The sequence below is a fragment of the Blastocatellia bacterium genome, from assembly GCA_025054955.1.
Lineage (GTDB): Bacteria > Acidobacteriota > Blastocatellia > HR10 > J050 > JANWZE01.
Genome location: JANWZE010000148.1, coordinates 23,787 through 39,567, shown reverse-complemented (window position 1 = coordinate 39,567; position 15,781 = coordinate 23,787). Strand labels below are relative to the sequence as shown.

Here is a 15,781-nt window from a genome sequence, read left to right as displayed (position 1 = left end):
CTCCGAAACACCACCTTCGGATTCTTCTTCCCTAATACCTTCGTGATCGCCGCCGTCAACGTCGTCTTCCCATGATCTATATGCCCAATCGTCCCTACGTTCACATGCGGCTTGTCTCGCTCAAACTTCTCTTTGGCCATACGCTTTGTTTCCTCACCTGGTAAAAAGCCTCGTTGAAAAACTGCCTGGAGCCGACAATGGGACTTGAACCCATGACCCCCACCTTACCAAGGTGGTGCTCTACCGTCTGAGCTATGTCGGCTCAACCGTATGATGACACGCCCTGGTGTCACCCAACTTTGGAGCGGGAGACGGGATTTGAACCCGCGACAGCCGGCTTGGAAGGCCGGAGCTCTACCGCTGAGCTACTCCCGCTGACAACCGCTGGCGAGCGCAGCATGAGACAGCACGAGAAAAAACGTCCATGCCCCTACCCGGCGCTCACAATGCATCATTGCCGATTCATCGCTCAAAGCTGGTGCAGGGGGAAGGATTTGAACCTCCGTAGGGTGAAAACCCGTCGGGTTTACAGCCCGATGCATTTGACCGCTCTGCCACCCCTGCACGTGCTGTCAAACATCACCTGTCTTTGCCAGACGATGGAGCCGGTGAAGGGAGTCGAACCCCCGACCTACTGATTACAAGTCAGTTGCTCTACCAACTGAGCTACACCGGCTCAACCTACTCCTGGTACCAAACGAACATCATATTATAACCGTCGTGCATCCTGCAAAGACAAATCTGCTCTTGAACAAAAGCCAGTATAATAACATAAAAACTAAAGATTGCAAGATGCTCTCAAACTTTTGTAGATTTTCTGATTAACCAACTCAGTAAAGGAAGAATTCAATGATGCGACACACCGTTTCTGACCTTGCCGCTCTAGTTGCTGGTCGAGTCGTTGGTGATGGAACAAAATTCATTACGGGCGTGGCCAGTTTGGCTCAGGCTGGACACCACGATATTGCGTTCATCGAATCGGAACGCCAGGTCGAGGCCGCTGAGCAATCCTCAGCCGGCTGCTTGTTGGTTCCCGAATCCGTTCACCTCCACCACAAAACTTATATCCAAGTGGCTCATCCAAAGTTAGCCTTTGCCCGCATTGCTAACGTCTTTCATCTGCCGCGCCGTCCAGTGCCGGGCATACATCCGTCAGCCATCATCGGTCCGTCCGTTCATTTAAGTGAAGGAGTGAGCATCGGCCCGTATGCTGTGCTCGAAGCCGGTGTACGCATAGGCGCCAACAGCATCATCGGCGCCGGTGTTTACATTGGTGCCGATTGCCTCATTGGCCAGGAGTGTGTGCTTCATCCTCATGTGACGCTTTATCCCAACGTCACTCTTGGCGCGCGCGTCATCGTGCATGCTGGGAGCGTTCTGGGCAGCGACGGGTTCGGGTATGTCAATGTGGATGGCGTCTATCACAAGTTTCCTCAGATTGGGCGACTCCTGATCGAAGACGATGTTGAGATCGGGGCGAACGTCTGTATTGACCGGGGCGCGCTTGATGCAACCATTATCAGGCGTGGCACGAAGATTGATAATCTGACGCAAATCGCCCATAACGTCTATATCGGCCAGCATTGCGTGTTAGCAGCTCAGGTTGGCGCAGCAGGAAGTTCACGGATTGAGGATCGAGCCGTTATTGGTGGCCAGGTCGGCATTGCTGATCATGTTCTGATTGGTGAAGGCGCTATTGTAGGAGCGCAGGCCGGCATTCCCACAGGCAAGCGCATTCATCCAGGCCAATTTGTCTGGGGCACGCCAGCTCGACCGATGAGCGAATTCAAAGCGCAGTATGCTTCGCTTGTGCGGATTCCTCGGTTACAGGCGGAGCTTGAGCAATTAAAGCAGCGCGTCACGCAATTGGAAGAAGAGTGATCCCAACCTGAGATGAGAGCATCCACCTCTGCTACACACGGTCAGCAGGGCGGGGTATGGGGGCGCAACCGTAGATTGTGAAATGACCACCGAGCAGAGATGATAGGCCTCACAAATGAAGCAGCTTTTTGTGCGGTTCGCAGCTTCTGCCGATGTGGGTTTTGTGTTAGCATTAGCCACTGCAACTAGAACGACACGGAGGATTCAACAAGTTATGACATTGGAAGCGTTGGGCATGGTGGAGACGAAAGGTTTCGTCGGAGCCGTTGAAGCGGCCGATGCGATGGTGAAGGCCGCGCATGTTCGATTAGTCGGGAAAGAGTATATCGGCGCAGGGTACGTGACCGTCTTTGTTCGTGGTGATGTGGGTGCGGTCAAAGCGGCGACTGATGCGGGCGCGGCTGCCGCGCGGCGCGTTGGTGAGCTGATTAGTGTTCATGTGATCCCTCGACCCCATGCCGAGGTCGAACGCATCATTCCTCAAGGCAACCTCAGCGAGAGTGACAAGAAGTAACGTCAACGTGTCTGGCCTTGCGGTGCGAGACTGCGTGCAAGGCTCACCGCCGGCCTGACACCGAGCAAGGCGCTAAGGGAGAACAGTTGTGCTCACCGATAAAGATTTGATGTCCATCCAGCAGGCGCGTGACCTGGTCAACCGAGCGGCTGAGGCGCAGCGAGCCCTTCTTGAGTTCTCTCAGGAGCAAATTGATCGCGTCTGTGCTGCAATGTCTGAAGCTGTGCGTCCAGAGATTTACCGCTTGGGCGAGCTGGCTGTGGCAGAGACCGGTTATGGTATTGCCGCTGATAAAGCTGAAAAGAATCGCTTCGCTGCCGTCAACGTGTACGAGGCCTTCAAGACGATGAAAACGGTGGGCATCATCGCTGAGACAGAGACCATCATTGAGATGGCTGACCCACGCGGCGTTGTCGCTGCCATCATTCCGACGACTAACCCAACCTCGACAACGATCTATAAGATTTTGATCTCGCTCAAGGCGCGCAACTGTATCGTTGTTAGCCCACATCCGAATGCTGCCCGCTGCATTGCTGAAACAGCCCGTATTATGCGCGATGCCGCCGTGCGTGAAGGACTGCCTCCTGATGCCATAAGCTGGATGACCGATCCGACCATCGAAGGCACGCAGGAGTTGATGAAGCATCGGCGCACGGCTGTAATTCTGGCCACCGGTGGTTTGGGATTGGTGCGTTCCGCCTACAGTAGCGGCAAGCCAGCGTTTGGTGTTGGACCCGGTAATGTACCAGCCTTTATCGAGCGTTCCGCTGATCTGGAAAAAGCGGTGACCGATATACTCACCGGCAAGTGCTTCGACAATGGGACCATTTGCTCATCGGAACAGGCCATTGTTGCTGATGCGCCGATTGCCGATCAAGTGCGCGAAATCCTTAAGGCGCAGGGAGCATACTTCCTCAGCCGAGACGAGATCAACGCGCTTGGCCCCGTTGTGATTCAGCCTTCGCTGACGGTCAATCCCAAGGTCGTTGGGCAATACCCAACAAAGATTGCTGAAATGGCCGGTTTTTCAGTTCCACCGCAGACGCGGGTGTTGGTGGCCGAGCTCGATGGCGTTGGCAAGGAATATCCGCTCTCATTGGAGAAGCTCTCGCCGATTCTGGCGTTTTACACCGTGCCGGATTGGAAAGCGGGAGCCGAGCTGTGTGAGCGTATATTACGTTTTGGTGGAACCGGGCATACGCTGGCCGTGCATTCGCGCGATCGGAGCGTCATCAAGGCGTTCTCGTTGCGCCAGCCGGCCTCCCGCATTGTGGTTAATACACCGGCGCCGCATGGCTCGATCGGCTTGACCACTGATTTATCGCCGAGCATGACGCTCGGTTGTGGTTCCTGGGGCGGTAACATCACTTCGGATAACATCTCACCACGCCACTTGCTCGACATCAAGCGGGTTGCATTCGAGACGCAGCCGGCAACACGTCCGACAGCGGCAGTGCCAGTTCGATCGGCTGTTGTGACTTCGACGCCAGAGCGGTCAGGATGGCGCATTGACCGTTCAACCATCGAGGCATTGGTCGAACAAGTTCTGACATCGCGGTTGGGTCGCGCCGAGGAGCCGCCAGCCGGAAACCCTCCTGTGCCGCCGGCCCCACCGGCGGCGCAACCAGCAACACGGACTGAAAACCCGCTGCCCAAAGCGGTTGATTTCGTCTGCGAAGACGATGTCAAACGGGCCATTGCCAATCACCAGAAAATCTACGTCAACAGCAAAACCATCATTACGCCAGCGGCGCGAGATTTAGGTGAGCAGTGCGACGTCTTTGTTCGGACCTGAGGCAGGCATTGGGTTTACTCAGTCGGTGTGAGTTTAGTTTGAGACCGGAATTTTGTTGAGTCAATCGAGCGTGAGCTTACCTTGAGATCGGAATTTCATTGAGTCATTCGACCGGGAGTTTACTCCTCTAATCAAACACCACTGTTTTGTTGGCATAAACCAGCACACGATCTTCCAGGTGATAGCGTACAGCGCGCGCTAAGACCAGTTTTTCCAAATCGCGGCCCTTGCGCAGCAAGTCTTCAATCGAATCGCGATGGGATACACGCACAGTCTCTTGTTCAATGATCGGGCCGGCATCTAGCTCTTCGGTGACGTAATGACTGGTCGCCCCAATCAGTTTAACGCCACGCTCATAGGCTTGGTGGTAGGGTTTCGCGCCGACAAACGCAGGCAAAAAACTATGGTGGATATTGATGATTCGATACGGAAAAGCAGAGACGAACTCTTTGCCGAGAATCTGCATATAGCGAGCAAGGATGACCAGATCAATGGATTCACGACGCAGCAGCTCGATGATCGCGTGTTCTTGTTCAGGTTTGGTTTCTTTGGTTATTGGGAACGTGTAATACGGCAATCCGAGGGCGGTAACCATCTCCCGATGGTCGTCGTGATTACTGATGACTAGCACGAAGTCGCCGCGCAATTCGCCGGCGCGTGCCCGTAGCAGCAGGTCCAGCAAGCAGTGACCGGGTCTGGAGACAAGAATGGCCACGCGTTTGCGTTGTTCGCTAGAGAGGAGTTGGGAGCGCATGCCAAGCTCCTGAACGAGTGGGTCGGCGGCCTGCTTCACCTGCTCGAAAGTCAAGTCCATGCCGTCCAGTTCAAACTGAATGCGTTGAAAGAACATGCCAACAGATGAATCCTGGTGTTGATCGGCATGCAGGATGTTGGCACCGTGCTGATAGAGAAAACCGGCGATTTTGGCTACCAGCCCCTTCTGGTCAGGCCCGGACAGCAACCATGTAGCTGTGCGCCTCTGTTCCGGCATGTGGCGGCTGATTGTATCACAGGCGATGCAGGCAGGCGAATGCAGGCAAAAGACTCTGGCCTCCTCTTGCCCCTTAACCAGGGGATACTACCCGACGCTGTTCGAGGGCGGACGCAGGCAAAAGGCTTTGGCCTCGTCCTGCCTGCCTGGGCTGGTCAGCCAGTCAGCCGGTCACCACTTTGGCACAGTGAACAACACGCCTGCTTGGCCCCTGGCCCCAAGAGAGACGTGCATGCCGGCTGCCTGGGCCGGTCAGTACTTTGGTACGCTTGGATCAACTTGGTCAGACCAAGCCAGAATGCCACCTTTGAGATTTTTGATTTTGCGGAAGCCAGCGTCGTACAGCAGGCGATAGGCCTTGGCGCTGCGCACACCGCTCTTGCAGTGCAAGACGATCTCGTCGGCGCTGTTTAGCTCATGAAGGCGGGATGGCAATTGTCCCAGTGGAATCAGCGTCGCGCCGGGTATGCGGGCGATCTCCCACTCTTGTGGCTCGCGCACGTCGAGGATGAACAGAGGTTCGCCACGATCCAATCGGCGTTTCAGCTCGACTGGTGTGATTTCCCATGCCTCATCTTCGACGGCCTCAGCTTCAGGTTGCATACCGCAGAACTGCTCGTAATCAATCAGTGTGGTGATTGTTGGATGCAGGCCGCAGACCGGGCAATCAGGATTCTTGTGCAACTTCAATTCACGGAATTTCATGCCCAGGGCGTCCACTAACAGCAGTCGGCCAATCAAGGGCTCGCCTTTGCCAAGAATGAGCTTGATCGTTTCTGTGGCCTGAATCAGGCCGACCAGGCCGGGTAAAATGCCGAGCACGCCGCCTTCGGCACAGCTTGGCACTAGGCCAGGCGGGGGCGGTTCAGGATAGAGGCAGCGATAGCACGGCCCTTCTGTAGCGTAAAAGACAGAGGCTTGGCCTTCAAACCGGAAAATACTACCGTACACGTTCGGTTTGCCGAGCAACACACAGGCATCGTTCACCAGGTAGCGCGTGGGAAAGTTGTCTGTGCCGTCTGCAATAATGTCGTATTGGGCAAACAGGTCGAGCGCGTTCTCCGATGTGAGTCGAGTGGGATAGGTTTCAATCTGCACGTATGGGTTGATGGCGCGGAGCCGCTCTCGAGCTGAATCCAGTTTGGGGCGGCCAACGTCCGGCGTCGTATGAATGATCTGGCGTTGTAGATTGCTTTCGTCAACCACATCAAAATCTACCAATCCCAGGTGGCCGACGCCGGCTGCTGCCAGGTAAAGCCCCAGTGGTGAGCCAAGCCCGCCTGCGCCGATTAGCAACACACGGGCGGCCTTTAGCTTCTTTTGTCCTTCTAGCGAAACCTCCGGCATAATCAGATGCCGGCTATAGCGCTTGATTTCTTCGTGAGTCAATTCCACTTCGTGCGATGGCACGGCCACGGCTGTGCTGCCTCCGGCAACGGATGGAACGATACTGATGGTCTGACCGTCACGAATGGCCGTGTGGCCTCCTTCCAGATAGCGGATGTCTTCTTCGTCAACATAGAGATTGACAAAACTGCGCAACTGGCCCGATTCGTTGTACAGATGTTTCTTCAGTTCAGGAAACTGTGATGTGAGTTGTGCCAGTGCTTCATCAACCGTGTTCCCATCAACAGAGACATCTGGCTGGTTGCCCGTATAAGGGCGAAGCGGTGTGGGAATTAGGATTTTTACTGACATCGTTTTGCCTCCTTATGTGAAAATTTCTTCTTGATCGAATTGCGAGCGATCATCCCGCAGCCTCCATGAACGGAGCTCGGCAACCTTGCCGTTTTGAACTGAGATGATGATGTAAGACCACCAAGGCAGCGCATGCTCGCGGTCAAACTCCGAAGGGCGCGCCGGCACGTTCGGATGAGAATGATAAAACCCGATGATCTCCAGTCCGCGCGCGCGGGCTTCACGATCACACTGGAGCACTTGCTCAGAGGGAATCAGCGAGCGATTCTGCGGCGATTCAACCCACGCATTGTCGCATGGCCAGAGGTCTTCCACGACTTTCGCGCCATGAAGCTCGCGTCCTAGCAACAGGCCGCAGCACTCATGCGGATATGTGCGCTCGGCTTGTAGCGCGATGGCCGTTCGGTGTTTATCCGTCAGCTTGATGCGCATCGTGTCACTCCGATCATTTATGTTGCCTTAGCAATGGTGTTGATCCGACCAATGACGATCATCGCTATCTGCCGGCCGCTTTCACAGGCCTTCACTCATCCCAAAAGCGTTCGCTCAAGTAGCGATCACCGCCGTCTGGGAAGATGACGACAATGAGACCACGGTCGAGTTGTTGAGCAACTCGCATAGCGCCAACGGCTGCTGCGCCGGATGATAACCCGACCAGCAAGCCCTCCTCGCGAGCCAGCCGTCTGACCATGTCAAGCGATTCTTCCGTGCTCACTCGCATATCCACGTCGGCCAGTGTGGGATCATAGATGCCCGGTACAATGGCCGACTCCATGTGCTTGAGCCCTTCCAACCCGTGAAACGAAGAGTCAGGCTGAATTGAGATTAGCTGAATGCCGGGACTCAATTCTTTGAGTCGCCGACCAGTGCCGACGAATGTCCCACTCGTGCCCAACCCAGCTACAAAATGAGTGATCCGCCCGCCGGTCTGCCGGTAAATTTCCACCGCCGTAGTGTGGTAGTGAGCTTGCCAGTTAGCCGGGTTGTTGTACTGATCGGGATAGAAGTACTGTTCGGGATTCTCCGCATAGAGTCGCCTGGCTTCACGGATCGCCCCATCAGAGCCTTCCAGTGGATCGGTCAAGACCAGCTCGGCGCCATAGGCTTGAAGCGTCCGGCGGCGTTCACGACTGGCATTCTCCGGCATGCAGAGTTTGACGCGATACCCTTTGGCGGCGCCGATCATGGCGTAGGCGATGCCCGTGTTGCCGGATGTCGCATCGAGGATCGTTTTATCCGGCGTCAGCCGGCCTGAGCGTTCGCCTTCTACAATCATGTTGAGCGCCGCGCGATCTTTGACCGAGCCGCCAGGATTGAACCATTCTGCTTTGACATAGATTTCAACCCCATGTCGCGCTGGAGCTAAGTTCGACAACTTCAGCAATGGCGTGTTGCCGATTGTATCTAACAGCCCGATGGTTTGTCTGACGGTCAATTCAGCGATCATCGTGTTTACCAAAATAAAAACCCACTACCAGCGCGCCTGATAGTGGGTTCAACGTCGTTCGTGTGTGTATCGCTAACTAGGTTTCATCAGCAGCTTCCTTGCCCACTATCAGCGCACGAGTGTTGGGGCAACGACAGCTCATGTCATACCCGCAACACCAATAACGACACCAATAGTAGGTGGTCATAACGTTCGGTCTTGGCGATGGCCGTTGTTGACAAATCTGACTCATTAGTGAGAATGAAATCTAGCAGGGGTCGGTCAGCCGTGTCAATTGACCTGCCGCAAAACTTCCCAGCAGGACCCCTGCGTCAGGGCTACCAAGAAAATCATCGAGTCGCTGAAGGACTGTCGGATGAGCGCCGACTTTCAGTACAATGCAAAGCTCACCGGAGGACATCCCGAAGTGAGGACATCCTGAAGTGGTGCTGAAGGTCCACTGGCCAATGAGCGGATACATGCACACAGCACCGATACCGACTCAATCACGGCGCGGGGAAGGGATGCGGGCAGCGCCCGCTATGAATACAGGCACCCAGCGCCGATACCGACCCAATCACAGGATGAGTGCCCGGCGTGTCTGCGGGCGGGCGCACCTTGTTTGGTGGTGTAATTGTCCAGAGAAATTGTTCATGAGCAACAGCACGCCACGAAGGATGAAGAAGAAATTCTTTCGCGTGGTTGGCATGTTTGGTGGGTTTATTTTGCCAGAGGAGGCGAACAGCTATGTTGTTAGTCATTGACGTGGGCAATACGAATATGGCGCTGGGAGTCTACCGTGAGGCTGAACTGGTGACCAGTTGGCGGTTGACGACTAATCGGGAACGCACAGTTGACGAGTTGGGGATTCTTTGTCGCAATCTCTTCACGCTGGCCGGGCTAGAGTTTCAGCAGATTGACGGCATCGTCATCGGGTCGGTCGTACCGCCGCTGGATTTCCCCCTGCGCAAGATGGCTGCTACCTATTTCAAGCTCGATCCGTTGTTTGTTGATGCGTCTGTGCCCACGGGCATGCCTGTGCGCTACGACAATCCGATGGAAGTTGGCGCTGACCGGATTGCTGATGCCGTGGCTGCGCTGGCGCGCTATGGCAGTCCCTGTATCGTGGTTGATTTTGGAACGGCGACGACGTTCGACGTGATCTCGCAAGCAGGCGAGTACCTGGGCGGCGTCATCACGCCCGGCATCACGATTTCAGCCGAAGCCTTGTTTCTGCGTGCTGCCAAGCTGCCGCGTGTAGACCTTCGACGTCCTCATTCGGTGATCGGCACCTCCACCATTAGCAGCATTCAATCGGGTCTGTACTACGGTTACATCGGGCTGGTTGATGGAATTTTGGAGCGATTACAAGAAGAGCTCGGAGGACCCGCCCATGTGATCGCCACAGGTGGATTGGCTCACCTGATTGGTCGCGCCTGCAAGTATATTCAAACCATTGACGACAACTTGACACTGGAAGGATTGCGGCTAATCTATGAGCGCCATGTCCGACAGCGCCAATCAAGCGAACGTAGCCCCGTTTGACGCCATTGAAGAGACACCGCCACGCGATACGCTGGTCGTCAATTACTTCAACTATTTCACCGAGGTGGAGGAGCATTTTGTCCGCCGACGAGGGAAGCACCTGCTGGTTTCTTCACTTGATTGGGCCATTATCGAAAGCTGGAAAGATATGGGTATCCCGTTGCACATCGTCTTGCGAGGGATTGACCGCGTATTTGACGCTTACGAAGCCAATCACCGCGCGGCTTCTGGCAGGTTGATCAATTCAATTCTCTATTGCCAGCAAGAGGTTCTCTCCTGCTTTGAGGAGTACAAACACGCGCGCGTGGGGGCAGCGTCCGAGTCAGCTTCCGGCCCAGAGCCTGCACAAGCGCCGCCGCCGTTTTCCAAAGAAACAATTCTTGCGTATGTAGCGGGACGAAGGCCGTTGCTGCAAGAGTTTGCCGCTTCATTTGACTCACCTTCCGCGACGGAGCTTATCCAGCAGACTGTCCAGCGCGCAGACACACGGTTGGATGACATGGTACAGGATATGAAGTCTGCGCAGACGCTTGATCTGGAAGCCATAGAACAAGAGTTGAGTCGTCTTGAGACCATGTTGTACGAAACATTATTGCAGTGCATCCCTCCGGACGAATTGGAAGCCGTGCGCAAAGAAGCGAAGCGACAACTGCGCGAGTATAAAAAGCGCATGGAGCCGCACATCTATCGCCAAACGATGGATCATTACGTGGCCAAGCGATTGCGCGAGCAATATCGCCTGCCCCGATTGAGTCTCTTCTATATGTGAGAGCAGTGAGTGACGTGACGATTGAAGATTGGCGACGCCAAATTGACGAGATTGACGAACAACTGATTGAGTTGCTGACGCGTCGAGCGGCCTGCTCGATTGAAATCGGCAAGCTCAAGCATCAAATGAAGCTGGACATTGCGGCTCCCGAGCGTGAGCAACAAGTCATTGAACGAGCAGTTGAGCGGAGCCGCGGCCGGCTCGACGAGCAAACTGTCCGACGCCTATTTAGCGCCATCTTGGAAGAATCCCGGCGTCTTCAAGCAGAGGCGGGCAAGCAAAATTCCATTGAAGATCAGCCTGAGCGTTTTACCAATAGTCCAGATGAAGGCCATGTTTGATGAAACGACATGGAGAGCAGCAGCAGAACGTCCCAAGCGGCAGTCTACGATTTTGTGTGTGCGAATGGTATTGGGCCGGCGCGCTCTTCGGTTGTCCTCACGCTACATTGACGTGTAACAATCACACGCGCGGCGCAGAAGCAACGCCACGCACCTCGTTGAGAGTGTAGCGATCATCAGGAGCCTTTCGTGGTGCTGCCCCCGCCCTGTTCAAACAGCGATTTATCAATCTGAACCCCAAACGTCACTTCCGTGAAGTTATACTCCTGCACCAACTGATCGTCTTCGTAGCGTTTCACCTGAAACGGGGCCAGCGTGTTTTGCACCACGCGAAAATCATAGAATGATTCACGGACGCGAATGGGTTTGGCTTGCGATGGGACGGAGAACTCGTATTCCAGATGGAGGATGCGCCAAGTTTTGGCGCTGACGTAGTAGCGGGTGGTCGAGCCGTCGGCATGACGCAGCTCCAGCACATGCAACGGGATGCCACTGCGCTTTTCTTCGCCAATGTATTTGACCGGCGTGCCCAGCTCTTCAGCGCGCAGAAAGGCCTCGTAGTTATGGATCAACTGCGCCTTCATAGCGGCTTCACTACGCAAGTAAAGCACAATCGGCCGGTCATCTTCTGTGCCCCAGACGCGAGTTCCATCCCACGCGATAGTCAATTTCGGCGCTGACGGCAGCTTCAAATCAATCCGTGTGAGGTCTTCAGCCACTTTCAGTTTTCGCGTGAAGCGAATCGTGATTTCGCCTTCTTGAGGTGTATCCGTTCCGGTGTAGAGCTTGACCGTGCCACGCATGAACCCTGATTGACGCAGCACCAGTAACGTGCCCAATCCACCGTAGGCAGCCGCGGCTTGGATTTTCAGCTCGGTGAGTTTCTTGTCTTTCTGGTTCGCTGGCGCTACGCCCGATGGGCTGACGAGCAACATCAAGCAAAGCAAAAGGGCTCGGTTGGTATGCTTCATAGCGACGCCTATCATATCGAATTGGCCGGATTGCATCAAGCGGGGCCAAAGCCGCCGCCGCCCGGCGTCTCAATCCGAATGCGGTCGCCGGCCTGCACATCTATGGTGAATTTGCCGGTGAGTCGGCGGGCTCGCCGGTGGTGGTAGTGAATGGCGCGGCCCGGCTTGCCGTCGCCGCCGCCGTGCAAGCCATAAGGCGCGGAGACGCGCCGGTCCGACAGCAGCGACACACGCGCGTCGGTGAGGTATTCGATCTCCCGCACAATCCCATCGCCACCGCGCCAGCGGCCGCGCCCTCCAGAGTGACGCCGGATCGCATACCGGCGAACGCGAAACGGATAGGCGTACTCCAGCGCTTCCGTCGGCGTGTTCAGCGAGTTGGTCATGTGCGTGTGAATGGCATGCAAGCCGTCGCGGCCTGGCCGCGCGCCCATGCCGCCGGCAATCGTTTCGTAGTAGGCAAACAGCTTGCCGGTTCGGTGATCAACGCCGCCCACTGAGAGGTTATTCATCGTGCCTTGACTGGCTGCCGGGATTTTATTCGGCATGGCTTGCGACAGAGCTTTGAAGAGCACGTCAGCGATGCGTTGTGAGGTCTCCACGTTGCCGCCAGCCACCGGCGCCGGCGGGCGCGCATTCACGATGGTGCCCGCTGGAGCGATGATCTGAATCGGCTCAAGAATCCCGGCGCTGGCCGGCACATCCGTGTCAATCAAGCAACGGAATACATAATAGACAACCGAAACCGTAATCGCTTCGACGGCGTTGACTGCACCCCGCACTTGTGGCGCGCTGCCGGTGAAATCAACAGTGGCATGATCGCCGCGAATGGAAATCGTGACCCGAATGGGAATCGGTTGAGTGGTCAAACCGTCATCGTCGAGGACATCCTGAGCTGAGTAATCACCGTCTGGGATATTGGCAATCGTATGGCGCATCAGTCGGGCTGTGTAAGCAATGAGTTGATCAGCGTAAAAGTCGGCCGTATCGAAACCATACCGCTCGACAATTTCCAACAATCGAGCCTGGCCGACGCGCATAGCGCCGATTTGGGCGGTCAGGTCTCCTTCACGCTCATCGGGCAGCCGAACGTTTTGTAAGATCAGATTCAAGACATCATGTTCAAGCTGGCCACCGCGGGCAATGTGCACCGGCGGGATGCGGATTCCTTCTTGAAAGATTTCGCTGCTGGCGCCCATCGAGCCGGGCGTGGCGCCACCGATGTCGCTGTGGTGAGCGCGATTGGCCACATAAAACAACACAGGCGCAGAGGACCCGGCGGGCAGAGAAGCCGCAGTCCGTAGCGATGAAGAAAGCCGCTGCCTATTTTGCGTGGCGCTTGGTCGCAGTGTGGCGCGGCGCTCTCGCCCAAACACCGCGCTGACCATGGTCACATCAGGCAGGTGCGTACCGCCCGCATACGGATCGTTGAGAATGACAATGTCACCCGGCTGCAGTGCGACGGCCTCCAGCGCCGCTTTCACCGACAGCGGCATGGAACCCAGATGAACCGGCATGTGGTCTCCCTGCGCAATCAGGCGGCCATGCCGATCAAATACCGCGCAGGAATAATCGCGTCGCTCTTTGATGTTGGGCGAGAAGGCCGTTCGCCGTAGCACAACGCCCATCTCTTCAGCCACCGAGGTGTAAAGCGCTTTGAAGATTTCCAGCTCGACCGGGTCCGGCTGGCGATCCTGATCTGTCAACGCCCGGCGTTTGCTTGAACGGTGATTGCTTGGACGCATCGGGCTCGACCTCGGTTACTGATACTTGAACGGTTTGCTCATGTATTGCTGAGCGACTTGTTGCGCGTCGTTATAATTGTCACCGGTGTCAAGTGCCTTCTGATATTCGGCTACGGCGCGTTCACGTTCTTCATTGGCGTCGTAACAGTTGCCTCGATAAATATGGCTCCAGACGACCACCCACGAAGGTTTCCGGTTATTGTTGATCGCGTCGTTGAACGAATCGAGCGCTTTCAGGCAGTTCCGCTGTTCAAAGTAGAGCAGGCCGAGGTTATAGTGCGCCCATGAGCTTTGCGGGTCCAGTTCAATCGCCGCACGGAATTCTTGCTCGGCTTCGGGGTACTGGCGATTGCGAAAATGCTCAATGCCGCGCCGGACTATGACGTTCAGGCGGATAGTCTCAGAGATGCGTAGGATTTTGTTATCTGGATCAACCACGACTTCCACCGGCGGCGACTCAGACGTCATCTCGAACGTCGCTTCCGTGCCCTTCAGTGCGATGGTCTGCCTTTTGTTTCCACTTTCGGCGCGCAGCAGCAAGTCAACCGGCTGATCAAACAGGTCGAAGTTTTGTCTGAGTGTCCCACGCACCTTAAAATTGCCAGCGCGCGTGCGCAAGATCACATATTCAAGGCGAAACTCCGGCACCCCCGTCGAATCAACCCATTGACCAAAAAAGCTGCGCATCGGGCGACCGGCGACCTGCGTGGCCAGCGATTCAAAGTCGCGAATCGAAGCGTTTTTGCCGCGGTAGGTTTGGTAATACTTTTTCAAGAGCGTGAAGAATTTGTCGTCGCCGAGCAGGTGGCGCATCATGTGGAAAACGAATGCACCCTTGTAGTAGACGACGCCGATGTAGTTGGGTCCCAAGTCATACAGCTCGGATGGCGCGCGCGCAATCGAGGCAGCAGATTCGAACGTCAGCGCCCGTTCCATCGTTTCGCTGACAGCTTGTTCAGCTTCAATCGCGCTGAGCGTTTCTTGGCGAAACAGTAGCGAGCTGTACTGGGCGAGTCCTTGCGATAACCAAGCGTCGTCAAATGTCTTCAGGGCGACGGCCTGCCCCCACCACTGATAGGCGACTTCACGCGCCAGCCGCCCCAGATCAAAAGGAATTTGCTCGCTGAACACGCGCTGAGAGAGAAACAGCGTGCCCGGCCCCACATAGTAGTCAAGTGATTCATCGTCAATTTCGGCCACCTGCATGCGCGAGCCAAACGCGTAGGGACCGAAGCGCGCGCTATACACTTCCAGCATTTTACCGATCGCTTGAGCGAAGCGGTCAATGCGGTTTTCGTCGCCTGGTTTGGCGAAGAACTCCAGCGTCAAGCCGCCTGCCGGGGAGACCGTGCGAGTGATGTAATTGGCCACAGCCAGCGAACCGGGCATCACCGGTTCGTTGCTGGTCAACGTGTGCATCAATTTGCCTTTTTTGACCGGTTTGGGCGCCGTCGGCGATTGCGTATAACCGGCCACCGAGAGTCCTTCCGGCACAGTCAAGTTGATCTGATAAGTAGCCAGATCAGCAGCGTATTTGTGAAATGGAAACCAACGAGCCGCATAAAATAAATAGGAACCATCTGTGCCAACAGCCGCCAATCGCCGGTCCGCTACTGGGCCTCCTTCAGGCGTCTTCAGCACACCTTTATACTCAAACGTCAACTTCATGTCCTTGCCGGCGCTGAGTGTTTCGCCCAGATCAATGCGGACGTCCATCTTGTCGAGTCGGTCCTGCAAAAAGTCGAGCGGCTTGTTTTGCTCGTTGACGATTTTTGAAATGACCAACGAGCCGTTCATTTCCAGCACCACTGATCGAGTGTTCGTCAACAGCTTCAACGTCACCACCGCCTTGCCCGTCAGGAGGGATTCTTCGGGGGTGATTTCTGCGTCAATCTGATAATGGAGCACGTCAACCACGTCAGCGTCACCCTTTTGTTGAGCTTGATGGCGAAGCGGGGCGAGGCTAGCAAGGATGAGCAGGATCAGCGTCAAAACTAGCATGCGATGCTCAGGCTGTTTCATTCGATTCCTCACGAGAGCCGAGATTGTAGCACTCTTAGAAGAAATCTGTAAGCGCCGTCGTTGTCCGTCTTGCTCGTCGCTTA

Annotated in this window: 14 protein-coding genes and 4 tRNA genes; 6 read left to right on the top strand and 12 right to left on the bottom strand. The window is 55.6% G+C overall.

Annotated elements, in window-relative coordinates:
* The 5 genes from NZ823_17805 to NZ823_17785 form a co-directional block, all read right to left on the bottom strand.
* On the bottom strand, positions 1-140 hold a 140-nt coding region (locus NZ823_17805), incomplete at its 3' end, for a GTP-binding protein (protein MCS6806980.1).
* 46 nt (positions 141-186) lie between these two features.
* Positions 187-262, bottom strand: a tRNA-Thr gene (locus NZ823_17800).
* Between the two features lie 38 nt (positions 263-300).
* Positions 301-375, bottom strand: a tRNA-Gly gene (locus NZ823_17795).
* 101 nt (positions 376-476) lie between these two features.
* A tRNA-Tyr gene (locus tag NZ823_17790) sits at positions 477-564 on the bottom strand.
* A gap of 36 nt (positions 565-600) precedes the next feature.
* A tRNA-Thr gene (locus NZ823_17785) sits at positions 601-676 on the bottom strand.
* Positions 677-849: 173 nt separating this feature from the next.
* Here NZ823_17785 and lpxD point away from each other — a divergent pair.
* From lpxD to NZ823_17770, 3 genes are all read left to right on the top strand, one after another.
* Positions 850-1,881: a UDP-3-O-(3-hydroxymyristoyl)glucosamine N-acyltransferase gene (gene lpxD, locus NZ823_17780; GenBank protein ID MCS6806979.1), complete on the top strand. Its 1,032-nt coding sequence runs from the start codon at positions 850-852 to the stop codon at positions 1,879-1,881.
* A 214-nt stretch (positions 1,882-2,095) separates the two neighbouring features.
* Positions 2,096-2,395, top strand: a complete 300-nt coding sequence (locus tag NZ823_17775) for a BMC domain-containing protein (GenBank protein MCS6806978.1) — start codon at positions 2,096-2,098, stop codon at positions 2,393-2,395.
* 88 nt (positions 2,396-2,483) lie between these two features.
* Entirely contained in the window at positions 2,484-4,190 is a 1,707-nt protein-coding gene (locus NZ823_17770) for an aldehyde dehydrogenase family protein (protein MCS6806977.1), read from the top strand.
* Positions 4,191-4,317: 127 nt separating this feature from the next.
* On the opposite strand, the gene purU is transcribed toward NZ823_17770, so the two are convergent.
* The 4 genes from purU to NZ823_17750 all read right to left on the bottom strand — a co-directional run bounded on the left by purU (position 4,318) and on the right by NZ823_17750 (position 8,326).
* Complete coding sequence (gene purU / locus NZ823_17765; protein MCS6806976.1) at positions 4,318-5,181, bottom strand: formyltetrahydrofolate deformylase; 864 nt, start codon at positions 5,179-5,181, stop codon at positions 4,318-4,320.
* A gap of 252 nt (positions 5,182-5,433) precedes the next feature.
* The gene (gene moeB, locus NZ823_17760) at positions 5,434-6,879 is read right to left on the bottom strand and encodes a molybdopterin-synthase adenylyltransferase MoeB (GenBank protein ID MCS6806975.1); all 1,446 of its coding nucleotides are present in this window, start codon (positions 6,877-6,879) and stop codon (positions 5,434-5,436) included.
* A gap of 12 nt (positions 6,880-6,891) precedes the next feature.
* Positions 6,892-7,311 (bottom strand): M67 family metallopeptidase, encoded by a 420-nt coding sequence (locus NZ823_17755; protein MCS6806974.1) that lies wholly within the window; start codon positions 7,309-7,311, stop codon positions 6,892-6,894.
* 91 nt (positions 7,312-7,402) lie between these two features.
* Positions 7,403-8,326 carry a cysteine synthase family protein gene (locus NZ823_17750; protein MCS6806973.1) on the bottom strand — a complete coding sequence of 308 codons (924 nt, stop codon included), beginning with the start codon at positions 8,324-8,326 and terminating at the stop codon, positions 7,403-7,405.
* A gap of 726 nt (positions 8,327-9,052) precedes the next feature.
* Here NZ823_17750 and NZ823_17745 point away from each other — a divergent pair.
* The 3 genes from NZ823_17745 to NZ823_17735 are packed head-to-tail and all read left to right on the top strand — an operon-like array spanning position 9,053 to position 10,960.
* Positions 9,053-9,850, top strand: coding sequence for a type III pantothenate kinase (locus NZ823_17745; protein ID MCS6806972.1), 798 nt, complete (start codon positions 9,053-9,055; stop codon positions 9,848-9,850).
* The gene (locus NZ823_17740) at positions 9,801-10,619 is read left to right on the top strand and encodes a hypothetical protein (GenBank protein MCS6806971.1); all 819 of its coding nucleotides are present in this window, start codon (positions 9,801-9,803) and stop codon (positions 10,617-10,619) included. The genes NZ823_17745 and NZ823_17740 overlap by 50 nt, the downstream gene beginning before the upstream one ends.
* A complete protein-coding gene (locus NZ823_17735; protein MCS6806970.1) occupies positions 10,616-10,960 on the top strand; it encodes a chorismate mutase in 345 nt (114 codons plus the stop codon). Before NZ823_17740 ends, NZ823_17735 begins: the two co-directional genes overlap by 4 nt.
* 176 nt (positions 10,961-11,136) lie before the next feature.
* On the opposite strand, the gene NZ823_17730 is transcribed toward NZ823_17735, so the two are convergent.
* From NZ823_17730 to NZ823_17720, 3 genes are read right to left on the bottom strand one after another with little or no spacing between them, the layout of a single operon-like run.
* Positions 11,137-11,931 (bottom strand): hypothetical protein, encoded by a 795-nt coding sequence (locus NZ823_17730; protein ID MCS6806969.1) that lies wholly within the window; start codon positions 11,929-11,931, stop codon positions 11,137-11,139.
* A 35-nt stretch (positions 11,932-11,966) separates the two neighbouring features.
* Positions 11,967-13,676, bottom strand: a complete 1,710-nt coding sequence (locus NZ823_17725) for a hydantoinase B/oxoprolinase family protein (GenBank protein MCS6806968.1) — start codon at positions 13,674-13,676, stop codon at positions 11,967-11,969.
* A gap of 15 nt (positions 13,677-13,691) precedes the next feature.
* Positions 13,692-15,698, bottom strand: coding sequence for a M1 family aminopeptidase (locus NZ823_17720; GenBank protein MCS6806967.1), 2,007 nt, complete (start codon positions 15,696-15,698; stop codon positions 13,692-13,694).
* Positions 15,699-15,781: the final 83 nt, after the last annotated feature.

Coding starts and splice junctions, on each gene's coding strand:
- NZ823_17775 (MCS6806978.1), top strand. CDS start 2,096: ATGACATTGGAAGCGTTGGGCATGGTGGAGACGAAAGGTTTCGTCGGA.
- NZ823_17740 (MCS6806971.1), top strand. CDS start 9,801: ATGAGCGCCATGTCCGACAGCGCCAATCAAGCGAACGTAGCCCCGTTT.
- moeB (MCS6806975.1), bottom strand. CDS start 6,879: ATGTCAGTAAAAATCCTAATTCCCACACCGCTTCGCCCTTATACGGGC.
- NZ823_17720 (MCS6806967.1), bottom strand. CDS start 15,698: ATGAAACAGCCTGAGCATCGCATGCTAGTTTTGACGCTGATCCTGCTC.
- NZ823_17750 (MCS6806973.1), bottom strand. CDS start 8,326: ATGATCGCTGAATTGACCGTCAGACAAACCATCGGGCTGTTAGATACA.
- lpxD (MCS6806979.1), top strand. CDS start 850: ATGATGCGACACACCGTTTCTGACCTTGCCGCTCTAGTTGCTGGTCGA.
- NZ823_17725 (MCS6806968.1), bottom strand. CDS start 13,676: ATGCGTCCAAGCAATCACCGTTCAAGCAAACGCCGGGCGTTGACAGAT.
- purU (MCS6806976.1), bottom strand. CDS start 5,181: ATGCCGGAACAGAGGCGCACAGCTACATGGTTGCTGTCCGGGCCTGAC.
- NZ823_17730 (MCS6806969.1), bottom strand. CDS start 11,931: ATGAAGCATACCAACCGAGCCCTTTTGCTTTGCTTGATGTTGCTCGTC.
- NZ823_17745 (MCS6806972.1), top strand. CDS start 9,053: ATGTTGTTAGTCATTGACGTGGGCAATACGAATATGGCGCTGGGAGTC.
- NZ823_17755 (MCS6806974.1), bottom strand. CDS start 7,311: ATGCGCATCAAGCTGACGGATAAACACCGAACGGCCATCGCGCTACAA.